At 41.4% G+C, this 24,600-nt stretch carries 15 protein-coding genes; 12 read left to right on the top strand and 3 right to left on the bottom strand.

What is annotated here, in order from left to right:
* Positions 1 to 351: 351 nt before the first annotated feature.
* The 11 genes from ACQ96U_RS12940 (at position 352) to ACQ96U_RS12890 (ending at position 20,429) form a co-directional block, all read left to right on the top strand.
* Complete coding sequence (locus ACQ96U_RS12940; RefSeq protein WP_431721674.1) at positions 352 to 2,040, top strand: AMP-binding protein; 1,689 nt, start codon at positions 352 to 354, stop codon at positions 2,038 to 2,040.
* 375 nt (positions 2,041 to 2,415) lie between these two features.
* Positions 2,416 to 6,336 carry an ATP-dependent RNA helicase HrpA gene (gene hrpA / locus ACQ96U_RS12935; RefSeq protein WP_431721673.1) on the top strand — a complete coding sequence of 1,307 codons (3,921 nt, stop codon included), beginning with the start codon at positions 2,416 to 2,418 and terminating at the stop codon, positions 6,334 to 6,336.
* Positions 6,337 to 6,395: 59 nt separating this feature from the next.
* Positions 6,396 to 7,520: a beta-ketoacyl-ACP synthase III gene (locus ACQ96U_RS12930; protein ID WP_431721672.1), complete on the top strand. Its 1,125-nt coding sequence runs from the start codon at positions 6,396 to 6,398 to the stop codon at positions 7,518 to 7,520.
* A gap of 854 nt (positions 7,521 to 8,374) precedes the next feature.
* A complete protein-coding gene (gene pflB, locus ACQ96U_RS12925; RefSeq protein WP_431721671.1) occupies positions 8,375 to 10,648 on the top strand; it encodes a formate C-acetyltransferase in 2,274 nt (757 codons plus the stop codon).
* A gap of 159 nt (positions 10,649 to 10,807) precedes the next feature.
* Positions 10,808 to 11,596: a pyruvate formate lyase 1-activating protein gene (gene pflA, locus ACQ96U_RS12920; protein ID WP_431721670.1), complete on the top strand. Its 789-nt coding sequence runs from the start codon at positions 10,808 to 10,810 to the stop codon at positions 11,594 to 11,596.
* A gap of 187 nt (positions 11,597 to 11,783) precedes the next feature.
* Positions 11,784 to 14,435 carry a bifunctional acetaldehyde-CoA/alcohol dehydrogenase gene (adhE, locus tag ACQ96U_RS12915; RefSeq protein WP_431721669.1) on the top strand — a complete coding sequence of 884 codons (2,652 nt, stop codon included), beginning with the start codon at positions 11,784 to 11,786 and terminating at the stop codon, positions 14,433 to 14,435.
* A gap of 275 nt (positions 14,436 to 14,710) precedes the next feature.
* Positions 14,711 to 15,340 carry a type II secretion system protein N gene (locus ACQ96U_RS12910; protein WP_431721668.1) on the top strand — a complete coding sequence of 210 codons (630 nt, stop codon included), beginning with the start codon at positions 14,711 to 14,713 and terminating at the stop codon, positions 15,338 to 15,340.
* Positions 15,341 to 15,410: 70 nt separating this feature from the next.
* Positions 15,411 to 17,306: a type II secretion system secretin GspD gene (gspD, locus tag ACQ96U_RS12905; protein WP_431721667.1), complete on the top strand. Its 1,896-nt coding sequence runs from the start codon at positions 15,411 to 15,413 to the stop codon at positions 17,304 to 17,306.
* A gap of 150 nt (positions 17,307 to 17,456) precedes the next feature.
* A complete protein-coding gene (locus ACQ96U_RS12900) occupies positions 17,457 to 19,868 on the top strand; it encodes a YdbH domain-containing protein (RefSeq protein WP_431721666.1) in 2,412 nt (803 codons plus the stop codon).
* A 19-nt stretch (positions 19,869 to 19,887) separates the two neighbouring features.
* Positions 19,888 to 20,088, top strand: coding sequence for a YnbE family lipoprotein (locus ACQ96U_RS12895; protein WP_431721665.1), 201 nt, complete (start codon positions 19,888 to 19,890; stop codon positions 20,086 to 20,088).
* A gap of 8 nt (positions 20,089 to 20,096) precedes the next feature.
* Entirely contained in the window at positions 20,097 to 20,429 is a 333-nt protein-coding gene (locus ACQ96U_RS12890; RefSeq protein WP_431721664.1) for a YdbL family protein, read from the top strand.
* 89 nt (positions 20,430 to 20,518) lie between these two features.
* On the opposite strand, the gene gcvT is transcribed toward ACQ96U_RS12890, so the two are convergent.
* The gene (gene gcvT / locus ACQ96U_RS12885; protein WP_431721663.1) at positions 20,519 to 21,643 is read right to left on the bottom strand and encodes a glycine cleavage system aminomethyltransferase GcvT; all 1,125 of its coding nucleotides are present in this window, start codon (positions 21,641 to 21,643) and stop codon (positions 20,519 to 20,521) included.
* A 62-nt stretch (positions 21,644 to 21,705) separates the two neighbouring features.
* On the bottom strand, positions 21,706 to 23,106 hold the full coding sequence (locus tag ACQ96U_RS12880; protein WP_431721662.1) for an alanine/glycine:cation symporter family protein: 1,401 nt from the start codon (positions 23,104 to 23,106) through the stop codon (positions 21,706 to 21,708).
* 267 nt (positions 23,107 to 23,373) lie between these two features.
* On the opposite strand from ACQ96U_RS12880, the gene ACQ96U_RS12875 reads away from it, so the two are divergent.
* Positions 23,374 to 23,625, top strand: coding sequence for a hypothetical protein (locus ACQ96U_RS12875; RefSeq protein ID WP_431721661.1), 252 nt, complete (start codon positions 23,374 to 23,376; stop codon positions 23,623 to 23,625).
* A gap of 135 nt (positions 23,626 to 23,760) precedes the next feature.
* Here the strand turns inward: ACQ96U_RS12875 and ACQ96U_RS12870 are convergent, their stop codons facing one another.
* The gene (locus ACQ96U_RS12870; RefSeq protein WP_431721660.1) at positions 23,761 to 24,378 is read right to left on the bottom strand and encodes a helix-turn-helix domain-containing protein; all 618 of its coding nucleotides are present in this window, start codon (positions 24,376 to 24,378) and stop codon (positions 23,761 to 23,763) included.
* Between the last annotated feature and the right edge of the window lie 222 nt (positions 24,379 to 24,600).

Genomic DNA, 24,600 nt, shown 5'->3' with positions numbered 1-24,600 from the left:
CTGGCTGGCGAAGGGTTTACTTTATCATAGCGAGAAAATACTATGCACCAAGCATAATAAAAATGAAAAGGGTTAACATTAGCAGGCGTAATGAGCGTGTTGTCAATCGTTTACTTATTCAGATGTTTTAGTCGATAACTCAGTTGTATGTACCTTTATCGAAGGGACATAAAAATAACATAAACTAACCCAGGAGTTATTAACTCTGGTTGGAATTAAACTCGGATGTTGTTACGACGTTTGCTATCAATGCTTCCCCTTGTTCTAAGCATAAAAAAAACATAATCAAAACAGTCAGAGCTGAAAAATACCCACAATGATGGGTATAGCGCACTTAGGAGTTTACACAGCATGAACCAACCCAATTGGGCCGAGTTTTACCCGGCAGGTGTGGCACGTACTATTGCTGTAGACAAATATCAGTCAATTATTGAAGTAATGGATACATGTTGTCGCCAGTTTGCGGATAAACCAGCATTTACTAATTACGGGTGTACGATAACTTACGGCGAGCTGTATCAACTTAGTGGTCAATTTGCAGCTTTTATACAGCATGAAACGGACTTACAATCAGGTGACCGTATAGCCATTCAAATGCCTAATTTAATTCAGTTTCCTATTGCTGTTTTTGGGGCATTACGTGCAGGGCTTATTGTGGTGAACACTAATCCCTTATATACCGAACGGGAAATGGAACATCAATTTAAAGACTCTGGGGCTAAAGCGTTGGTCGTGTTAGCTAATATGGCAAGTTTAGCGGAAAAAGTTGTTCCCAAAACCGCCATTAAGCATGTTATTGTGACCCAAATTGGTGACATGCTACCGCTTGTTAAACGAACAGTAATCAATACCGTTGTTAAGCATGTTAAAAAACTAGTGCCTTCTTACCATTTACCTGAAGCTGTTGCATTTCGACGAGCGCTGTCTAATGGCTCTCGTTACACTTTCCGTCCAGTCGCGCTTCAAGCTGATGATGTGGCAGTAATTCAGTACACCGGAGGAACAACAGGCGTTGCTAAAGGGGCGATGCTTACCCATCGAAATATCATTGCCAATATGCTGCAGGCCAAATCGATGATGGGTAAAGACTTAGCCATGGCTCAGGAAACGATTATTGCACCACTGCCGCTTTATCATATTTATGCTTTTACCTTTCATTGCATGGTGGGTATGTTTACTGGGCAGCATAATGTATTGATTACCAATCCCAGAGATTTACCTCGTTTTGTAAAAGAGCTGTCTTCAATTCGGTTTTCAGTGTTTGTGGGATTAAATACATTATTTGTTGGGTTAATGAATAATGAGCGATTTCGGCAGTTAGATTTTAGCAATTTGCGTTTAACGCTTTCTGGCGGGATGGCGCTACAGCTGGATACAGCCGAGCGTTGGCAAAGTATTACAGGTTGTACCATTTGTGAAGGCTATGGCATGACCGAAACATCACCGATTGTCTGCGTAAACCCAATACAGCGGCCAAAGATTGGGACCATTGGAGTGCCTGTACCCAGTACAGAGATTAAACTGATGGGCGACAGTGGTGAAGTGTATCAGCCTGGAGATGCGGGTGAGTTATGGGTTCGAGGCCCACAAGTCATGAAAGGTTACTGGCAGCGTCCAGAAGCAACCATGGAATCACTGACGGAGGATGGCTGGCTAAAAACCGGTGATATAGCAACATTTACAACGGAAGGCTATTTAAAAATCGTTGATCGCAAAAAAGATATGATTGTTGTTTCCGGATTTAATGTGTATCCCAATGAATTAGAAGATGTATTGGCGAAGCATCCTGATGTGATGCAATGCGCTGTGATAGGCGTACCCAGTGAAAAAACAGGTGAAGCGATTAAAGCGTTTGTGGTATCTAAAAACCCGCAATTACGGAAAGAAGATATTGTTCAATTTTTTCGGGAACATGTGACTGGCTATAAAATTCCTCGTCTTATTGAGTTTCGTGAAGAATTACCGACGACCAATGTTGGAAAAATTTTACGCAGACAACTACGAGATGAAGAGTTAGGTAAGCTGAAAAAAGCAAGTTAGCGTACTTCTGCAAGCTAAAATAATGAGATAAGGGCTGGCTATTACAGTCAGCGCTTTCATTCTACTCTTATTTGATGATTCCTTCCTTAAAAGTGGTGTGCAGTGAGTACAATAAGATTTTCATTGAACGTGAAAATACACCGTAAATAGTTTATTCTCTGCGCCCATTAATCATTCTATTCTTTAATTACGACGTTTTTATTTAGAAATACAGTTTGGTTTGGATAGCACAGGCCCTAGTAAGGATTTAAAACAGCGTGAAAAAGTTATAACAAAAGATGTATTTATCTATGCCCTTCCTCTTTCAAATAGTGGTGAAGGAATAAACGATATGAAAAAAGTAAATACAGTTGATAGCTAAGGCAGTAACTGGCAGTGATTACATTTGCAGTGCTTAAAGAACAAATTACACAAGCGATGTTGAAAGATCGCTTTCGCTTTAAAAAACGACTAAATCATTTAAGTAAGACTTATCGCGGAAAAAAAATCCCTCATGCAGCATTAGCGGCGCTACAAGAGCAAATTGCTACATCAACAGAACTGGCTCAATTAAGGCAGGCAAAGTGCCCGAAACTGACATTTAATGAGCAACTGCCTATTGCTCAAAAAAGGGCTGAAATATTAGCGGCTTTTAAACAACATCAAGTCATCGTGGTTGCAGGAGAAACCGGGTCAGGAAAAACAACCCAGTTACCTAAAATTTGTCTTGAGGCTGGGCAGGGTGTTTGGGGCATGATTGGCCATACACAGCCCCGACGTTTGGCGGCACGTTCAGTTGCATCACGCATAGCAGAAGAACTTCAGACGCAAGTCGGTGAAGCGGTCGGTTATCAGGTACGCTTTACCGATCAGGTCAGTGAGCAAACCCATATTAAGTTGATGACAGATGGTATTTTATTAGCAGAAATACAGCAGGATCGTTTTCTTAATCAATACGACACGCTGATTATTGATGAAGCTCACGAACGTAGTTTAAATATTGATTTTTTATTAGGCTACCTTAAGTGGTTATTACCAAAGCGGCCTGAATTAAAGCTAATAATTACATCTGCAACCATTGATGTGGAACGATTTTCTCAGCATTTTAATCAAGCCCCCATTATTGAAGTATCAGGCCGTGCTTATCCCGTTACCGTGCATTATAGGGCGTTATTAGATAATGAAGAGGAAAGCAGTGATGGGAAACGTGATACTGATGAAAAACAGTTGCAAGGTATTATCAGTGCGTTAAGAGAAATAGAACAGTTGGAGCGTCAGGGGCATACCCGGCTGGGGGATGTGCTGGTATTTCTAAGCGGTGAGCGTGAAATACGTGATACTGCAAAGGCGCTCCGTCAAGCCGCTTTTCGTGACACTGAAGTACTGCCACTTTATGCTCGTTTAACGGCTGCAGAGCAACAACGTGTTTTCCAACCTCATCGCGGTAGAAGGGTAGTGCTAGCCACCAATGTGGCAGAAACCTCAATCACTGTGCCAGGCATTCGCTATGTTATTGATCCTGGTATGGCTCGTGTCAGTCGTTACAGTTATCGCTCCAAAGTACAACGACTCCCCATTGAAGCGGTTTCCCAGGCAAGTGCTAATCAGCGAAAAGGTCGGTGTGGCCGGGTGGCAGAGGGTGTATGTTTCCGGTTGTACAGTGAGGAGGATTTTTTAGGGCGTCCTGAATTTACGGAACCAGAAATTCAACGAACTAATCTCGCCTCCGTTATTTTAAAAATGCTACAAATGCGGCTTGGGGATATTACCGAATTTCCTTTTGTTGATCCTCCAGATAGTCGCTTAATTAATGATGGACTTAAGCTGCTGCAGGAATTACTGGCAATTGATCATCAGCAGCGGCTGACGCCGTTAGGGCGACAATTAGCACAACTGCCTGTTGATCCGAGGATGGGACGAATGCTGGTTGCTGGGGCAGAACAGCAGGCATTGCGTGAAGTATTGATTATCGCCAGTGCGTTGAGTATTCAAGATCCCCGAGAGCGGCCTACAGAAAAGCAACAAGCGGCTGACCAGCAGCATGCCCAGTTTAAACACGATGATTCTGACTTTTTAAGCTTTGTTCAGTTATGGGATGCTTATGAAACTCAGCGTCAAGAACTCAGCCAAAACCAGTTACGTAAATATTGTAAACAGCACTTTTTGTCGTATTTACGTATGCGGGAGTGGCGGGATTTACATCATCAATTGATGTTAGCGTGTCGGCAGTTAGGCTTAACGGTAAATCAGGAACCGGCAGAATATACAGCGGTTCACCAAGCTTTGGTACCTGGGTTATTGGGTAATATTGGTACTAAATTAGAGCAGGGCGAATATCAGGGGGCTCGTAATAAAAAGTTTTATTTGTTTCCGGGATCAGCTTTATTTAAGCGACAACCGAAGTGGGTGATGTCAGCAGAGTTGGTTGAAACCTCCAAGCTTTATGGACGAATACTGGCGAAAATTGAGCCTGAGTGGGTTGAAAAAGCAGCACAGCATTTATTAAAACGTCACTATTTTGAACCGCACTGGGAAAAGCGTCGAGGGCAAGTGGTTGCATTTGAGCAGGTCACCCTCTATGGCTTAATTGTGGTACCTCGCCGCAAAATAGACTATCGAAAAATTGATCCTGTAGTGGCTAGACAGCTTTTTATTCGTGGTGCTTTGGTTGAGGGCAACTTTTCTACGCAGGGTGATTTTTTTGAATATAACCAGTTGCAAATTGATGCGGTTGAAAATTTAGAAGCTAAAGCCCGACGACGGGATATTTTAGTGGACGAAGAAGTGCTGTATCAGTTTTATGATGAGCGTATTCCTGACAACATTGCTGATGCTAGAAGTTTTGAGCGGTGGCGAAAAACGCAGGAGAAAACAGACTCAGATTATTTACTGCTTACTCAAGCGTATTTAATGCGTCATCAGGCTGAGCATATTACCGCTGAGCAATATCCTGATCAGTTCGTTTGGCAGGGGGTGCATTATCCCCTTAGTTATCACTTTGACCCAACAGCTGATGATGACGGAGTGACATTACAAGTGCCTGTCGCTGCTTTACCGCAGTTGCCACGTAATCGGTTGCAATGGTTGGTTCCTGGGTTAATTGAAGAAAAGTGCACGGCATTAATTCGTGGCTTACCGAAGGCTGTTCGTAAAAACTTCGTGCCTGTACCGGATTTTGTGAATGCTGCACTGGAAGCTCTTTCGCCTGATGATACGCCTCTCACTGAAAAGCTGGGAGATCAGCTACGAAAAATGACAGGAATACGCGTATCAGAGGAGGAGTGGCAACAGGTTAAATTACCAGCACATTTGCAAATTAACATTCGTGTTGTTGATGAGCATGGTAGCTGTTTAGGCCAAGGCCGTGATTTTCAGGTGTTGCTTCAACAATTTGCTGATCAAGCAGAAGCGTCATTGAAACAACTGTCCGATCATGGTTTGGAACGTGATGGGATAACACAATGGAATTTTGATTATTTACCAGAGGAAATTACGCAACAGCAGCAGGGTTTAGTGATTCGAGGATACCCAGCGTTAGTCGATGAAAATAATAGTGTAGCGATTAAAGTATTTGCGACTGAGGAAAAAGCCAATGCTGAGCATCACCGTGGTGTAACACGATTGGCGTTGTTAACACTGCCAACGCAACAATTGAAGTTCCTACGAACTCAAATGCCACAATTAAAGCAAGTTGCATTATGGGGGGTGAATGTGTATCCCAAGTCTTTATTAGAAGACGATATAATTTGGTTGGCAGCCAATACTATTTTACTTGAGGAACCATTGAATCCTTCGCGTAATGAAGCTGATTTCCAGATATTTATTGAAAAGCTAAGAGGTCATTTGGCCCCATTAGTGAGTGAAATAACATCGTTATTGGTGGAGATTTTTTCGCGTTATCACGCCATTAACAAACAACTTAAAGGGCGGATTTCCTTGGCTGTTGCGCGCTCATTAGCCGATATAAAGTTTCAGCTGCAGCAGCTGATATATCGTGGATGTTTACGAGACGTTCCTTTATGTTGGTTGAAGCATTACCCGCGTTATTTTGATGCCATATTGCAACGACTTGATAAGCTGGGAGGGCAAATTTCTCGAGATAACGCTTATACAGAAGAGTTAACTCAACTTTGGGAAACCTACCAGCAACGTGCTTCAGCATTGCAGGGAGCATCTCTTGAGTGTTCTCATCTTCAGCTTTATCGCTGGCTTTTAGAGGAATATCGTGTCTCTCTATTTGCCCAGTCACTCAAAACCAGTGTACCCATATCGGCAAAGCGTTTGCGTAAGCAGTGGGAGCTGGTGTTACAACCATAATAATATCTGACCTTTGGATATGCATATCCAATCCTAGAATAACGACAAGCGAGGCAACCGTGACTGAGATTGTCATAACTGGAACAGGGCTTTATAGCCCTGATGATGTAATTACAAATGAAGAGCTTGTAGCTTCATTTAATGCTTATGTCAGTCATTATAATGAGCTACATAGTGTGGCTATAGAAATGGGAGATAAAGAACCTCTTCAGCCATCAAGCGCTGACTTTATAGTTAAAGCCTCTGGTATCAAGCGACGACATGTTTTGGATAAAAAGGGAATTTTGGATATAGCGAGGATGTATCCTCAATTTCCTGATCGTACTGATGATATGTTGTCCATTCAGGCGGAAATGGCATTAATAGCTGCTCGTCAGGCATTGGCAGATGCTGGTCGAGAAGTTCAAGACGTGGATGGAGTGATTGTCGCCTGTTCAAATATGCAGCGTGCTTACCCAGCGATGGCGGTTGAACTTCAAAACGCATTGGGAACAAAGGGTTTTGCCTATGATATGAATGTGGCTTGCTCTTCTGCCACCTTTGGTATTCAGGCTGCGGCTAATGCAATCCGGTCAGGTTCGGCAAAGTGTATGCTGGTAGTGAGTCCTGAAATATGCTCAGCCCATTTGAATTTTAGAGATCGTGATAGCCACTTTATTTTTGGTGATGCATGCACTGCTGTCGTACTAGAAGATCAAACCAATGCGATGACATCACGACCTATTATGATAATGGGGGAGCGATTAATTACCCAGTTTTCCAATAACATCCGCAATAATTTTGGCTTTCTGAATCGTTGTGTTGAATCAGACGTTGATCGTGCTGATAAGTTGTTTATGCAGCTGGGGCGAAAAGTCTTTAAAGATGTGTGTCCAATGGTGTCAAACTTGGTCAGTGATCATTTACAGCAGTTAGATATTAGTGCCCAACAAATTCGCCGTTTGTGGTTACATCAAGCAAACTTGAATATGAATCAACTCATTGCTCGCCGTATTTTGGGAAGGGAACCTGCTACAGATGAAGCGCCCGTTATTCTTGATGAATATGCAAATACTAGCTCAGCAGGTTCGATAATATGTTTTCATCTTCATCGTCAAGATCTAGTTGAAGGGGATATCGGAGTAATTTGCTCATTTGGTGCAGGCTATTCAGCAGGTTCGATTGTAGTTAAACAACTTGCGTGATTTTTGTTTCAGTTGGACGGTTTAGTAAGGAATGCAGGATGAATAAGGCATTCCTTTTTTTTTATTAAATAACAACTACTATATCGAGTTACTTCAGCCAAACTTGATCTATGTCAGTTTTTGGCGAGATCTTTTCGTTAAACTACGTACATAATATTCAGTTTTGATCTGTGAGCATTAAACGATACTAAGTGATATACAACCCCTATTTTATTGCCAAACTTATTCTAAAAGTAACGCAACAAATGGTGTAAAAATAAGTCAAAGTTATTTGATTCTATATACAACATTTATAGGTATATCAGACACCACTTGCAGAAGCGCACACTCACTACTTCAAAGCTGAGCGCCGTTGCGCACCGGTTCTTTGAGCTATCAAGTTTCGCGGCCAAGACAGTCGTCAGATAAATGACTCAGGTGATCCCTGAAATAAATGACTCCTGGCCGATAAGGTAGAGAGGCCAGCTACAATTATGTGGATCATGCAATGTGTTGCTCAAACGATATTCAGTCAATTGACCTCTGTGTCTAAGCAACTTCATTGCTTATTTCAGATTGTTCATTCAAAGTGTTCAAACTCTAGACAGATTCTGACTATGCTAAATTTAGAGTATTCATTATCTGTTTCCACTGTAGTGACATTAGCTGTGCGTGCCGTAATAAGAGCTTGTAGGCAACTAGGTTTACTATTTTTCATCATTTTCTTCACCTATGTCTTGAATTCATGGCCTAAGCTCAAAGGCAATCTTTTGCTGTGTTTTATATGTATGCAACGAATTTGGGGTATTACTCACCATCAGTTGATGAGAAGAGTGGTATCAGGCAACTTTTAGAAAAAATACGAGGGTATAACCATGTATAAAGATGATCTTGCTACAGCGAATGTGGGTAGTGATATGCCTGATCCTTGGCAAGGATTTAACGGCGGTGACTGGCAGACTGCTATTAATGTCCGTGACTTTATTCAGAAAAACTATACACCTTATGAAGGTGATGACAGCTTTCTAGCTGATCCAACTGAGCGTACTCAAAAACTTTGGGAAAAAGTACTTGAGTTGATGAAGCAGGAAAATGCTAAAGGTGGACCTCTGGATTTTGATACAGAAGTAGTTTCTGGTATTACTTCTCACCCAGCGGGTTACATTGATAAAGATCTTGAAGTAATTGTTGGACTGCAAACTGAAAAGCCATTGAAACGTGCCATTATGCCAAATGGTGGTATTCGTATGGTTGAGGCTTCTTGCCAAGCCTATGACCGGGAGCTTTCTCCTCAGGTTTCTGAAATTTTCACAAAATACCGTAAAACACATAACCAGGGCGTGTTTGATGCTTATACCCCTGAAATTTTGAAGTGTCGTAAAGCTGGTATCGTTACTGGATTACCCGATGCGTATGGCCGAGGTCGTATTATTGGTGATTACCGCCGCATCGCTTTATATGGGGTTGACCGTTTAATTGAAGATAAACAACAGCAAAAAGCTGATCTCAACCCTGATTTCTTTGATGAAGATGTCATGCGTTTGCGTGAAGAGCTGTCTGATCAAGTCCGTGCGCTACAAGAAATGAAAGTGATGGCTCAGAGCTATGGTTTTGATATTTCACGCCCTGCAGTCACTGCACGTGAAGCGATTCAGTGGACTTACTTTGCCTACTTAGCGGCTGTTAAATCCCAAAACGGTGCAGCCATGAGTATTGGCCGTATTTCCTCGTTTTTGGATATTTACATCAAGCGCGACCTCGAAAGTGGAGCGCTGACTGAGTCTGAAGCTCAAGAAATGATGGATGACTTAGTTGTTAAGCTGCGTATGGTACGTTTCTTAAGAACACCTGAGTATGATCAACTGTTCTCTGGTGATCCAACATGGGTAACTGAAGTCATTGGCGGTATGGGCGAAGATGGCCGCACCTTGGTTACCAAAAGCTCATTCCGTATCCTGAATACACTTTATAATTTGGGGCCAGCACCTGAGCCTAATCTGACAGTACTATGGTCAGAACAGTTACCAAAGAACTTTAAAGATTTCTGCTCAAAAGTATCTATCGATACCAGCTCTATCCAATATGAAAGTGATGACCTAATGCGTCCTAAGTTTGGTGATGACTATGGTATCGCTTGCTGTGTATCAGCTATGCGCATTGGTAAGCAAATGCAGTTCTTTGGTGCTCGCTGTAACTTAGCAAAAACAATGCTTTATGCCATTAATGGTGGTATGGATGAAAAAATTGGTCTACAAGTAGGACCAAAAATGGAAGTCATGGCTGATGAATACCTGGATTTTGATAAAGTCTGGGAGCGTTTCGATCACTACATGGACTGGGTTGCTAATCAGTACGTTAAATCTTTGAATGTCATTCACTATATGCATGATCGCTACAGCTATGAAACTGCGCTGATGGCTCTACATGATCGTGATGTGTATCGTACTATGGCCTGTGGTATTGCCGGTTTGTCTATCGTTGCTGACTCTCTGGCAGCTATTAAGTACGCAAAAGTGAAGCCAGTACGTAACGATGAAGGTTATGTTGTGGATTACCAGATTGAAGGTGACTTTCCTAAATTTGGTAATAATGATGACCGTGTTGACCAGATTGCGGTTGATGTCGTACATCGCTTTATGGAACACGTTCGTAAGAATCCAACATACCGTAAGTCTGTACCTACTCAGTCTATCCTGACAATTACTTCTAATGTTGTCTATGGGAAGAAAACAGGTACAACACCTGACGGACGTAAAGCGGGTGAACCATTTGCACCTGGTGCTAATCCAATGCATGGTCGTGATGAAAAAGGTGCATTAGCTTCATTACTGTCAGTATCTAAACTACCTTACAATGATGCAGAAGATGGTATTTCTTATACCATGTCTTTGGTACCAGCAGGTTTAGGTAAAGATAAAACTGCTCAAGTGACAAACTTAAGTGCGATGCTTGATGGTTATTTCAAAGCAACAGGTCACCATGTTAATGTTAACGTGTTAAATAAAGAGACCTTAATGGATGCGATGGAACATCCAGAGCAATATCCACAATTGACCATTCGTGTGTCAGGTTATGCTGTTAACTTTGTCAAATTGACACGTGAGCAGCAAATGGATGTTATTTCCCGGACATTCCATGCCAGAATGTAATTTCTGAAGACTATCACGCTCCTAAGAAGCAGGGCATAGCCCTGCTTCTTAGTGTCTGAAGGTTGCGTGAAGATGGTATAGACTAATCTTCAGCATAACTTATTTGGCTTTGTTCTCTCGTGGAGAGAGCCGATCAATGCCAGTGGTATTAGGTGGTGAATGACACAACTAATCTATCCTTTTAAAGACGCTGTCAGTGTTGATCCTCTGCAAGTGTCGGGTAACGTCCACTCTGTGGACAGTTTTGGAACCGTTGATGGGCCTGGAACACGTTATGTAGTGTTTTTACAAGGTTGTTTGTTTCGCTGTAAATATTGTCATAACAGAGATACCTGGGATCTTGATGGTGGGCAGAAAAAAATTGCTGGCGACCTGGTGAAAGAAATTGTTGCCTATAAGCCGTTTATGGAAGCCTCTAATGGAGGTGTAACGGTGACTGGCGGAGAGCCTTTGCTGCAAGTACCGTTTGTTAAAGCACTGTTTACTGCCCTTAAAGAAGAAAATATCCATACCTGTTTGGATACGAATGGTTATGCAACTAAATATAACCAAGAACTGGATGACCTATTAGCACATACTGATTTAGTGTTATTAGATCTTAAACAAGTTGATGATAAGCGCCACAAAGCATTGACGGGTGTAAGTAACAAGAGAACATTGAAGTTTGCTCAATATGTGGCCGAAAAAGGTATTCCTGCCTGGATTCGTTTAGTAGTTGTGCCTGGCTACACAGATGATGAAAAAACAGCTCGGCAAATGGCTGAGTTTATCCAACCGATGAGTAACGTGGAAAAAGTTGAGTTATTGCCCTATCACGAATTAGGGAAGCATAAGTGGGAAGCGTTCGGTGATCGTTATCCATTAGCCGGTGTTGAGCCGCCGTCAAAGGATACACTGCTGAAACTGCAGGCCATTTTTTCGGAATATCACATCAAAGCGACGTTTTAAAACAACAGTTTTGCTTTATTTGTGTAATGATTTGGTAAGTTTACTACATAATGACATGTATCAAGTTTGCTGCTATAGAACTGTACTAGACTTGCCTTAAACAAAGCACTCCTGAATGAAACCGCTAGCAAACAGCTCAAGCCAGTGCTGAAAAGAATTTTTTATTTTGCGTTTATAGGAGTACGACATGAGTGTCAGTAACCTCGATAAGCTGGATCAGTTAATTGCTCAAGTAAAAAAAGCACAGCAGGCCTATGCAGATTTTACCCAAGAGCAAGTTGACGAAATCTTCCGCGTTGCTGCATTAGCAGCTAACGACCAGCGTGTTAAGTTAGCAAAAGCTGCTGCAGAAGAAACTGGGATGGGGATTGCGGAAGATAAAGTGATTAAAAACCACTTTGCTTCTGAGTATATCTACAACCAGTATAAAGATGACAAAACTTGTGGTGTTCTTGAAGAAGATAAGACTTACGGCATTCTAAAAGTGGCTGAGCCCATTGGTTTGATTGCTGGTGTCGTTCCCACCACAAACCCCACTTCTACTGCCATTTTTAAGGCACTGCTAGCCTTAAAAACACGTAACGGTATTATCTTCTCTCCACACCCTCGTGCTAAAAAATCTACTGCTCTTGCTGCGCGTATTGTGCGTGAAGCAGCAGAAAAAGCAGGTGCTCCAAAAGGTATTATTGCTTGTATCGATGAGCCATCTGTAGAGCTGTCACAGCACTTAATGCGTCACCCTGACATCAATATGATTCTTGCTACTGGTGGCCCAGGTATGGTGAAAGCTGCTTACTCTTCTGGTAAGCCAGCGATTGGTGTTGGTGCGGGTAATACACCAGCTGTAATTGATGAAACAGCGGCTGTCAAAATGGCGGTTAGCTCAATCATCATGAGTAAAACGTTTGATAACGGTGTGATTTGTGCTTCTGAACAGTCTGTGATCGTTGTTGATAGTGTTTACGAAGAAGTTAAGCGTGAATTTCAAGCGCGTGGTGCTTACATTTTATCGAAAGATGAAAAGAAAAGTGTGGGTGCCAAAGTACTTATTGATGGCAACATGAACCCTGCCATTGTGGGACAACCTGCATGGAAAGTGGCCGAGATTGGTGGTGTTGAAGTACCAAAAGAAGCCAAGATTTTGATTGCTGAATGTGATTCTACTGCAACTGAAGAGCCATTTGCACACGAGAAATTATCACCCACATTAGCCATGTATCGTGCTAAAAACTATGACGATGCTGTAGCAAAAGCGGTTGCTTTAGTGGAGCTTGGTGGTATAGGCCATACTTCTGTCCTTTATACTGACCAGTTTGCTAATCAAGATCGTATCAATGTTTTTGGTAAGGCCATGAAAACAGGTCGTATTTTGATCAATATGCCTGCTTCTCAAGGTGCGATTGGTGACCTGTATAACTTCCGTCTGGCACCTTCATTGACATTGGGTTGTGGCTCTTGGGGTGGTAACTCTGTAAGTGAAAACGTAGGGGTTAAACACCTTATTAACGTTAAAACAGTAGCATGTCGGCGAGAAAATATGTTGTGGCACAAAATACCTAAAGACATTTATTTCCGGAATGGTTCACTGCCTGTTGCTCTAGAAGAGCTGAAAGATCGTAAGCGCGCTATCGTTGTTACTGACCCCTTCCTGTACAACAGTGGGTATGTTGATCAGGTAACTGATGTACTTGACCGTATTGGTTTAGAAACTGAAGTTTTCTATGAGGTTGAAGCAGATCCATCACTGATTACAGTAAATAAAGGTGTTGAAATGATGAATGCCTTTAAACCTGATGTAATCATTGCTTTGGGTGGTGGTTCGCCTATGGATGCAGCAAAAATTATGTGGGTTATGTACGAATACCCTGAAGTACGCTTTGAAGACCTAGCATTACGCTTTATGGATATCCGCAAACGTATTTATACGTTCCCTAAACTGGGTATCAAAGCGAAAATGGTTGCTATTCCTACCACTTCAGGTACTGGCTCAGAAGTAACACCTTTTGCAGTGGTAACTGATACTTCAACTGGTATTAAGTATCCAATTGCTGACTATGAGTTAACACCAGACATGGCCATTATTGACCCTGATTTGGTGATGAATCTACCCCCTGCATTAACTGCATTTGGTGGTGTTGATGCGTTGACTCACGCACTTGAGGCTTATGCGTCTGTATTTGCAAATGAGTACACTAACGGTCAGGCATTAGAAGCGATTCGCTTGTTATTTAAATACTTGCCAGATTCTTATGCGGAAGGTGCTAAGAACCCTAAAGCACGTGCTAAAGTGCATTATGCGGCGACAATGGCAGGTATTGCTTTTGCAAATGCATTCCTGGGTGTTTGCCACTCAATGGCTCACAAAATCGGTGCAGCTTTCCACATTCCACACGGTTTGGCGAATGCGTTCTTAATATCAGAAGTGATTCGATATAATGCTTCTGATGTACCTACTAAACAAGGTACTTTCCCTCAGTATAAATACCCACAAGCTAAAGTACGTTATGCACGTGTTGCTGAGTACATTGGTCTGAGTGGTGCAACTGAGGATGAAAAAGTTGAGAACCTGATTAAAGCTGTGGAAGATCTGAAGAAAGCTGTGGGTATTCCTGAGTCTATTCAGGCTTATGGCGTGAGTGAGAAAGACTACTTAGCAAAACTTGATAATGTTGCAGAAGAAGCATTTGATGATCAATGTACTCCTGCGAACCCTCGTTATCCGCTCATTTCTGAAATAAAAGAGTTGTTGACTAATGCCTACTATGGCAATAGCCAGAAAGCATCTCTAAAGTTAGTAAAAGACAAAGAAAGTAAAAAAGGTAAAAAAGCAGCGTCATAATCCCTGATACAACACCCTCTGTATAGGGAATATGGCCAGCCTAAAAAACGGACTCATTAGAGTCCGTTTTTTTATGGGAAAAATTTTTTTGTTAATAATGACTGTTGAATATAGAGAGATCAGTTTGGTATTGATGTGATTGTCTTCAAAAACTATCAGTGATTAGTTAGAATGCCCACAGTAATTATATGACAAGCGTCGTAAAGAGGTATGAGCCACTGCTATTCATTGGTAATGGGATACCTGGATGTAGCTTTAGGAGTCACTGAAATATTGTGAGCACTATTCATACTTTGATTGACCGGACAGTTGGGGTCATCTTGCTTGCTAGCAGTTGCACTGTGGGTTATTGGGGGTATCTGCAGGCTCAGGATAATGAGCATCGAACACAGCAGTTACTCTCAAGTGCAGGTGTTGCTGTAAAAAATGATTCTGAGGTCATGCAGCAAGTTGATGCTAATGAAAAGGATTTACCAAAAATAGCCCATGCAATTTTTGGCGAACCACCCAAAAAAGAAAAGGAAGTTAAAGTCACGCCAGAAATACCTATCACAAAACTTAATATGAAGTTACAAGCTGTATTTTTCTCTACCCATGCGGGTGATTCAGCTGCTGTTGTCCAGACAAACAATAATCAAAGTAAGCTTTTACGAGTAGGTGATACTTTATCAGGAGGTGTTGCCATTCGTGATATAAAGCCAACCCACATTACATTAGAGCGTGGGGGTAAACTGGAAAATTTACCTTTGATTAAAGGTGAAGGTGGTGATAGTAGAGTGAGTCAGCGGCATTATTCTGGTTACCCATCTCGGCCACCCATTACACCTTCAGGGATATCTTCGCCTGATAAACGTAGAGATGAAATACGTCGCCGTTTAGAAGCGCTGCGAGCACAATTTAATTAATCCATCTTACTGGTAGTTTGACTGAAGTACTATGAAACAGTTTTTCAGCACGTGGCTCATTTGGGGGCTAGTGAGCACATCACCTGCATTCTTTGTTAATGCTTCAACGCCTCAAGATCAAAGCATTTCTGCAAGCTCAGCAGAAATTAAAATCAATATGCAAGACGGTGATATTCGTACATTTATTCAATGGATAGCCGAAAGAACAAATAAAAACTTTGTGATTGATCCCAGGGTAAAAGGCAAGGTTTCTGTTATTTCACAAGAGTCACTCACGGCAGAAGAAGCCTATCAGGTTTTTTTATCTGTCTTACAAGTGCATGGGTATACGGCACTTGAGAGTGGACAAGTCGTAAAGATTATACCTGATGCTTCTGCTCGTCATAGTGCTGTTCCACTGATGGAGGGACAGAGCCACAGTGGCAATGATGAAATGATTGTTAAGGTTATAAAGCCTAAGAACATTCCTGCTATTAAGCTGGTCAGTATGTTGCGGCCATTAGTACCACAGACAGGTCACTTGATTGCTTATCCTGACAGTAATGCCCTGATTGTGTCTGACCGAGCAGGTAATATCGAGCAAATATCAAAAATTATTTCGCGAATTGATAACGCAGGTGCATTGGATATTGAAATTGTACCAATAGCACATGCTAATGCAAAAGATGTAGTGACTATTTTGAAAGCATTAATGCCTAAAGGTGCTTCACCACAGAGCAAAGCATTTACAATTGACTTTGCAGCTGATGAGCGTAGTAACAGTATATTAATGAGTGGTGATGCTGTTAAGCGACGTAAACTACGGGAAATAATTCACAGGCTGGATAACTCTGAATCCAGTAACGGTGATACGCAAGTTTTTTATTTAAATTATGCCAAAGCAAAAGATGTTGCACCCATTTTACAAAAAATGTCTGGCTCAATAAAAAAAGAAGGTAAGGATGTGGGTATGGCCAATGCGGAAGTCAGCATAGAGCCAGATGAAAGTACTAATGCACTTGTGGTTACTGCGCCGCCAACATTAATGAAAACGATCCAGCATGTTGTTAGGAAGTTAGATATTCGACGAGCTCAAGTATTAGTGGAAGCATTAATTGTTTCTGTGGGTGATGAAATTGATAACGAAATCGGTGTGGACTGGAGTACCTCTAATTCAGCTGTTGGTAAGGATGGAGCCTTTGCTCGAACACATACGACTGGAAATTTTAGTAGCCTTTCAAAAGATAAAGATGGGAATCTCGATATTGGTAAAGGCTTTACATTTGGTTTTTTCCGAAATGGTTCACTACGCTCATTGATCAAGGCTTTTAAAAGTAATGAGTCTGTTAACGTACTCTCTAAGCCAAATATCATTACCTTAGACAATAAAGAAGCTGAAATTAATGTAGGTAAAGAAGTACCTGTTGTCACAGGACAAGAAACAAACTCGTCTTCTACTACCAGTAACCCATTTACTACCTATGACCGAAAAAATGTGGGCATTATATTAAAGCTGACGCCGCGAATTAATCCTGGTAACACGGTTACAATGGAAATATCACAAGAAATATCGGATGTTTCTCAGACAGAGCTTGAAAATGCCAAGGATATCGTGATTGATAAAAAAACCATCACCACGAATGTCTTGGTTGAAGATAAAGCGGTTCTAGTCATGGGTGGGTTAATTGAAGATAGAGTGAAAGATATTGAAACAAAAGTGCCTTTTTTAGGAGATATTCCTGTTATAGGGCATTTATTTAGAAACAAAAGAAAAGAAGTCACTAAAACCAATATTATGGTTTTTCTTAAACCAACTATCTTACGTAGTAAAGCGGCTGCTGACCAAGTGACCAGTACCCGTTACCATTTTATTAAAGACCGTCAGAAAGAACTTCGTAATATCTTTAATGAAATATACAGTGATATCGCACCGTCTGACTATAACAAGCCAACGGTAGTCAAGCCTTTACTGCGACAATCCTTCTAGTTGTACTATTCTCTCATTAGCCATAGCGTCCTTGCTGTGGTTAATGAGTTTATATCTCCTAATATCCTCATTACTGTCCATCATTTATACTGGAAGTGTACGTTATAGGTATGCCTGGCTCTTTAAGCGGATAAGAGGAAGAGCAAAAATATGTTGGCTGCTAAGTTAAAAAAAATAACAGTTTGGTTGGTTATATGCTTGGCTGTTATTGTTGCGTTAGTCGTTTCTTTACCGTGGATAATCCCTGTTGCGGTCAACCATATTGATTTTGATGAAAATATAGCTGTGTACCTCGATCAGGCTGAGTGGGATAGCTTTGGGCGTTTAAAACTTGGAAATATAAATATTCATTGCCAACAAGCATCTGTCCTTGAATTTCATTATTTACAGATAAATTTATCTGAACTCTGGAAAGGAACAGTAAAATTTAACATTCATCCTAAACAGCTTAATTATCATAATTTAACTAATCTTATAAAGGTCTTTCCAAAGGCAAAAACAGCGAGCAGTGAAAAAAAATTATTTCCTTTATTGCCCGTAAGAAGTTACTTAACGGTTGAACCATTCTCCATTGTGTACTCGGGATATAAGTTTGAGATTATACTTGATGCCAGTATTTTACCTGAAGAAGCAAACTATACTGCTAGAGTAACGTCAGAAATAGGTGCTCAGCTATATGTAAAAGGGCGCTTAACGGAACAGGAAGTGTCAGGGAATATAGGCTTTTGGACTATTCCGACAAGTACTGTATTACCTTCTTTAGTCCATAGAGTACGGTTTCAGCCAGGTTTAACACAATTATTTGCCTATTATAAAATACCTGTTACTGAAAAAGGTAAAAGCACAAAGGCAATTATTAATAATGGTTTTTTGGGATTTAATCTGCTTACCAGTAATAATGCTATTTCAATGGGACACAAAGTTGAAGCACAAGTGAAAGGGCATGCTTGGGGTGTGGTTAAGTTTGAAGATTATTCTTTACAGAATATAGATGCCTATTTGGGGCCATCATCTATATTTGGGTTACGTAATAAAGCATTTGGTGAAATGGCTTTCCCCCAAGAAATCACTTTGCAGATGCCAGGTAACATAAAATACCAACAGAGTGTATTACAAAGTTCATCTTGGCAGATTTATGTTAATCATAGCTATTATCAAGGGTATTTGGCGTTTAAGCCATTCCAGTTAAATTTTAATGATATGAGCAGTAACGCTGTATTTAATTTAAATTTAAAGTCAGGTGTGAAAACACTTACACATAAAGGTATCTTGTTTGGTAGTTACCAATTTAAAATGGACGGTAATTTAGCCATTTTACCTATGGATATTAAGTTTACATTGAGACCTGTTTTTACGTTTCATGATGTTGTGCATAACACATTAACGGCTCGTCGAGTTGATATTACAACTGAGCAGCCAATACAGGCCAATTTTCAAGTCAATCCTTTTCGGTGGGATATTCAGGGATCGTTAGTCAGCGCTCTAACGGGCTTGAAAATAAAAAAAGTGAAGTTGCCAAGCTTGAATGCAACACATGATATTCAGTTAAAGGACCAACAGTTGGATTATCATATGGAAGGTAGTTGGACATCTTCCTTACGCTGGCAGGGTCAAGCAAAGCTTAACCTGTTACAAAAACAGCTTAGGGTTGATACACGTTGGAACACGATCAGCGCTAAGCAACTGCAACGTTCTTTTTCTCGCTACCCTATTTGGCCTGATGGTCTGTCGCTGTCCTCAGGTACCTTGACGCCACATTTCCAGGTTGAAGCTAATTGGCAAACTGGAACACAGTGGTTGGCAAATGCGCAACTGTCGGCTAATCAGTTGGCTGGACAGTATCAAGATTACCAGTGGTTGGGTGCTGAAATGGATTTAGGCTGGAAAATTGAGGCCATTGGTAGTCAGCTAAGTTTTTCACCAATGGCGAAAAACCAGTTTAAGGTTGAGCAACTGAACGTCGGTATTCCATTGCAAAGGTTGAGAGGGTACATGGTTGTCAAAAACAGGCCTTCTCCTTGGTTAAATCTGGAACGAGTGAATGTTAAGGTATTACAAGGTAATGTTTATGTAAAACAAATACCCCTATTACCGCCATATCCTGTTAATAGTTATGCAACATTTGATGGGATTTCACTTAGTAATTTGGTGGCTTTGCAGCAGCAACCAGGTTTATCTGCACAGGGTCGATTACAAGGTCGATTACCTCTACGCTTTTCAACCAGTGGGATCACCATCAAAGCAGGACAAATACAAGCCAGTAAATCCGGAGGGTTTATAAAATTAGAAAATAATCCTGCAGTTGAAGCAATGAAACAAAGTCGACCCGAGTTTTCATCAGCCATTAAAGCATTAGAAAATCTGCATTTTTCAATGTTAGAGAGTTCTGTTGATTTAAATGAAAAGGGTGATGCTAAATTTAAAGTAACAATAAAAGGCTATAACCCTTCATTAAGTAAGACCCGACAAGTGAACTTTAATTACCAGCATGAGGAAAATATGCTAATGTTGCTAAGAAGTTTACGTTTTTCTCAACGTCTTACTGACAAGTTAAGGCATTAGTATTGAGTAGCATAACACTATGAACAAAGAATGGATGCTGTCGGTGGCAGCGGTCAGTTTACTCGCAAGTTTTTTAGTCGGGTGTACGCCGCGTGTGGAGGTTGCTGTGCCAGAAAAACCTATTACCATAAATTTAAACGTCAAAGTCGAGCATGAGATTAAAGTAAAAATAGATAAAGAGCTTGATGAGATTTTTAGTGAAGACAGCGAGTTGTTTTAGGAGGGGTAATGAAAATAGTACATAGCTTTCGTTTATTAGTACTTGGTTTAATTTTATGTGTACCCCTCACTGTTTTAGCAATGGGCTTAGAAGATGCAAAACAACAAGGTTTGGTGGGTGAGCAGTTAAATGGATATTTAGGGCTAGTGGTTAACAATGCTGCAGCAAAGCAGCTGATTACTGAAATAAATCAAAAACGTAAACAAAAATATGAGCAACTTGCTAAGCGAAATGGTGTCCCACTCTCGACGATTGGTAAGTTGGCAGGACAAAAAGCAATTGAAAAAACACCACCAGGTCAGTATATCCAAAATACAGGTGGTCAGTGGGTAAAAAAATAGTTTTAGTTGACATTGTTTGGATAAGAAAAAGGGAGTATTCACTCCCTTTTTTTGTGGCAACACTAACTGAATAATGTGTTCTTGAGTTTTTATCCACGATAATAACGCTGGGGGACAAAGGGCATTTTACAGACATTGACAGGTAGTCGTTTGCCTCGCACCTCTGCAAAGAGTTCAGTATCAATTGAGGCATACTCAGAATTAACATAACCCATGGCCACTGGTGCCCCTAAACTGGGACCAAATCCACCACTGGTGACACTGCCGATTGACTCGCCCGTAGCATTGACTAAAGGGGTTCCTGTACGGATAGGGGCTTTGCCCTGTGTACGTAAACCAACGCGTTTACGTTGTACTGGCGTTATTTTATCGAGCTGTGCCAAAATGGTTTTTGCACCTATAAAACCACCTGCTCGATTACCCCCAGTACGCCGGGATTTGCTGATGGCCCAGTTTAGAGCCGCTTCAATAGGTGTGGTTGATTTATCAATATCATTACCATACAAACATAGTCCTGCTTCAAGACGGAGTGAGTCTCGTGCGCCCAAACCAATGGGTGCAACTTCAGGATGTTCCAGTATTGCTTTGACCACAGTTTGGGCATCCGCGGCAGGAATGGATATTTCAAATCCATCCTCGCCAGTATAACCTGAGCGACTAATAAAACACTCTGCGCCACAAAGGGTAACTTTGCGAACATCCATAAAGAGCATGGTGTCCAGCTCGTTGATAAAGTGACTCAAAACATTTGCTGCAGCAGGCCCTTGTAGTGCAACCAGTGCTTGATCGGAAAGCACGTTAACCATATCTGCACCAAGATGCTGACGAAGATGTGCAATATCCTGCTCTTTACACGCAGCGTTGATAACTAACATGAATCCATCAGAGAAGCGGGCCACCATTAAGTCATCAAGAATGCCACCTTCTTCATTGGTAAAGAGTGCATAACGCTGTTTACCAACAGGTAAATCCAGAATGTCTACAGGTACCAGCTTTTCCAATCCTGCCTCAGCCTCTAAAGGCAACCAAACCTGCCCCATGTGTGAAACATCAAATAAGCCTGCCTGAGAACGAGTATGTAAGTGTTCTTGTTTAATCCCCATCGGGTATTGTAAGGGCATATGGTAGCCCGCAAAGGGCACCATTTTAGCCCCAAGCTCTTCGTGTAGGGTATTCAGAGGCGTTTGTTGTAAAGGTGCGTTGGTTATTGTCATCTCATCATTCCGAATTGAAGCGCTTAATAAAACCAGCAGAGTTTCTCTGCTGGTGGAAGAGACTATATACCGTTGGCTTCGCTGTTTGAGGTGTTCTGTTTAACAGGTGCTTGTGAAAAATAGTCACGAGTAAGTTTAAACACAACGGGGCTTAGTAGGGCGAGCGCAATGAGGTTTGGTATTGCCATTAAAGCATTCAAAATATCTGCAATGAGCCAGACTAGATCCAAGCTCGCATAGGCACCCAAAGGAATGGCAACCAGCCAAAAAACGCGAAAGATTTTGATCGCAGTTAAGCCAAACAGAAACTGGATACAGCGTTCGCAATATACACTCCAACCCAAGATGGTGGTAAAAGCAAAAACAGCTAAACCTATGGTAACAACATACCCGCCAATGCCTGGTATGGTTTGCTCAAATGCGGCCATGGTGAGCGCAGAACCCGTTTCACCTAGTGTCCAGGTACCTGAAGTGATTATGGCCAGACCGGTAATGCTACAGATCAAAATAGTATCGATAAAAGTACCCAGCATGGCAATTAGCCCTTGGCGGACAGGGTCATGGGTTTGTGCAGAGGCATGAGCTATAGGTGCACTACCCAAACCTGCTTCGTTGGAGAATACGCCACGTGCAACCCCGAAGCGAATAGCTGCCCAGATGGCAGCACCTGCAAACCCTCCTGTAGCGGCAGTGCCAGTAAATGCTGAACTGATAATCATACTTAAAGCAGCAGGTATTTCTGAGGCATTTAAGAAAAGTACAACCAGACCCGCCAGTAAATAGGAAATTCCCATAAAGGGTACTAGTTTACCAGCTACTTCAGCGATTGCTTTGATACCGCCAATGATCACTAAACCTACAATAATCATGACGACAATCCCTGTCCCAAGCGGAGGAATTCCCCATTGGGTGTGTAAGGCTTCAGCTATTGAGTTAACCTGAACGGTATTACCGATACCAAAACCAGCGATTGCACCAAATACGGCAAATGTGGTACCAAGCCATAACCATTTTTGCCCCAAACCATTTTTGATGTAGTACATAGGTCCACCAATATGGTTCCCATCTTCATCCGTTTCACGGTATTTGACGGCACAAACGGCTTCGGCGAACTTAGTTGCCATACCGACTAAGGCTGTACACCACATCCAGAATAAAGCACCAGGCCCACCGAGAAAAATAGCAGTAGCGACCCCTGCAATGTTACCTGTACCGATCGTGGCAGATAAGGAGGTCATGAGCGCATTGAATGGGCTGATTTCACCTTCTTTTTCATCGCCTTGTTCAGGGGCACGGCCTTGCCACAGTAATTTGAATCCTGTACTTAATTTTCTAAGTTGAAGAAACCGTAAACCAAGGCTTAAATAAAGCCCCACACCTAAAATTAGAACCAGCATTACTGGTCCCCATACAAAGGAGTCTATAGGGTCGAGGATATCTTTGATTATTTGATAAACTTCCATCAATTACGCCTCTTATCCATCAAGGGATACATTTGTTGTTATAAAGCTATAAACCATTCACAAATTATTTTTACGTTCTAGCAAGACAACAATGCAATAAAGCGGGATGGTCAGACGTTAACTGTTGAAAGCCAATTGTTCACAATTACCTTGCACAGTTACGTTAGTGTTATTCTCAGTTAATTATACTGTTTACGAAACTGTAAAAAGCTTCGTTGTTGTATAGCTCATCCTCTTCACTACGATGTCTGCTAAAAAAAATAATTCATGTTGGTTATAAATCAGCTGGTGATGATACCAAGTCGATGTGTATTTGTGGTGATGGAAGACAAGTATTTTTTGTCTACTCGCTTGCTTTTTTTACTTGTCAGGTACACAAAAAAGAATCATATACGCATCGAATGGAAATTATTTTATCAACACCCTATTTTTTTATTATTTGAAACAAATTATCGCATTCGTCATAACGATGCAACAATTAGTCATGAATTTGCTGTGGCAGATGGTGTAAGTGAGTAATGAGTAAATGGCAGGAACAAGGTAGGGCATATGACATTATCTGAGATAGCATACATCAAAAATCTTTTTTGTTAGGATTAATGATGAAAGACTATACAAGATACGTTGTATAGTCGAAAGAAAAGTAGGGAAGTGTTATGTTGCCATCACCCATAAAATTTCAGCATCTTCATCGCTTGTCGAGACCAGCATATGACCCATACTGGCATCATAGTAAACGCTATCTCCGGTAAAAAGCTCAACAGGTTCATAAAACTCGCTATAAAAATAAAGAGAACCTGATAATACCAATAAAAATTCTTCACCTGCATGTCTAACCCAGTCACCATAATCACTAAATTGCCTAGCCCTGACAATGGTTTTGAATGGAACCATTTTCTTATTAACAAGTTGTGTTGCTAACAGTTCGTGCTCATAAGTAGCGGTTGGGTGAGGTTTACCTGCCTGGTTACGGGTGACATCTCGGCGCCCCATAGTCATGGGCTGTAGCGGTTTACTAAATAATTGTGGTAGATCGATCCCCAATCCTTTTGTGAGTTTCTGAACGGCTGAAAATGTGGGTGAAAGCTGATCATTTTCAATTTTAGATAACGTGGATCGGGCTAAGCCAGTACGTTGACTGACTTCTTCCAAGGTCCAGTTATTACTCAGACGGATTTCCCGTAACCGCTTGCCGAGTTGCATGGGTTCAACCTGGGCCTCACTACTGGTTTGTTGCGTTTGCATTTTCGGGAGACGCGGGCTTTCCGCCATACGGGGTACTCCAATTGGGCTGTTGCAAAAAGTGAAGGATACTACCTCAACCTTTATAGTATGCCAACTCACAAGAGTGCTGATTATCACTATGGATCGAAGAAGGGGAGTTCGTCAAGAAAAGAGTTTCCTTTACGAAACAAAGTTGATTTAGAGGAAAAACGTTGATACATTCCAATTGAGCTGATCCATGGTTAACAGGGTTCAGCTTACTGTTATTCT

Origin of the sequence: Zooshikella sp. RANM57, assembly GCF_050749885.1 — a bacterium.
Classification (GTDB): domain Bacteria; phylum Pseudomonadota; class Gammaproteobacteria; order Pseudomonadales; family Zooshikellaceae; genus Zooshikella.
The sequence above is the reverse complement of the archived record's forward strand: the minus strand, read 5'-3'. Positions and strand labels throughout refer to the sequence as shown.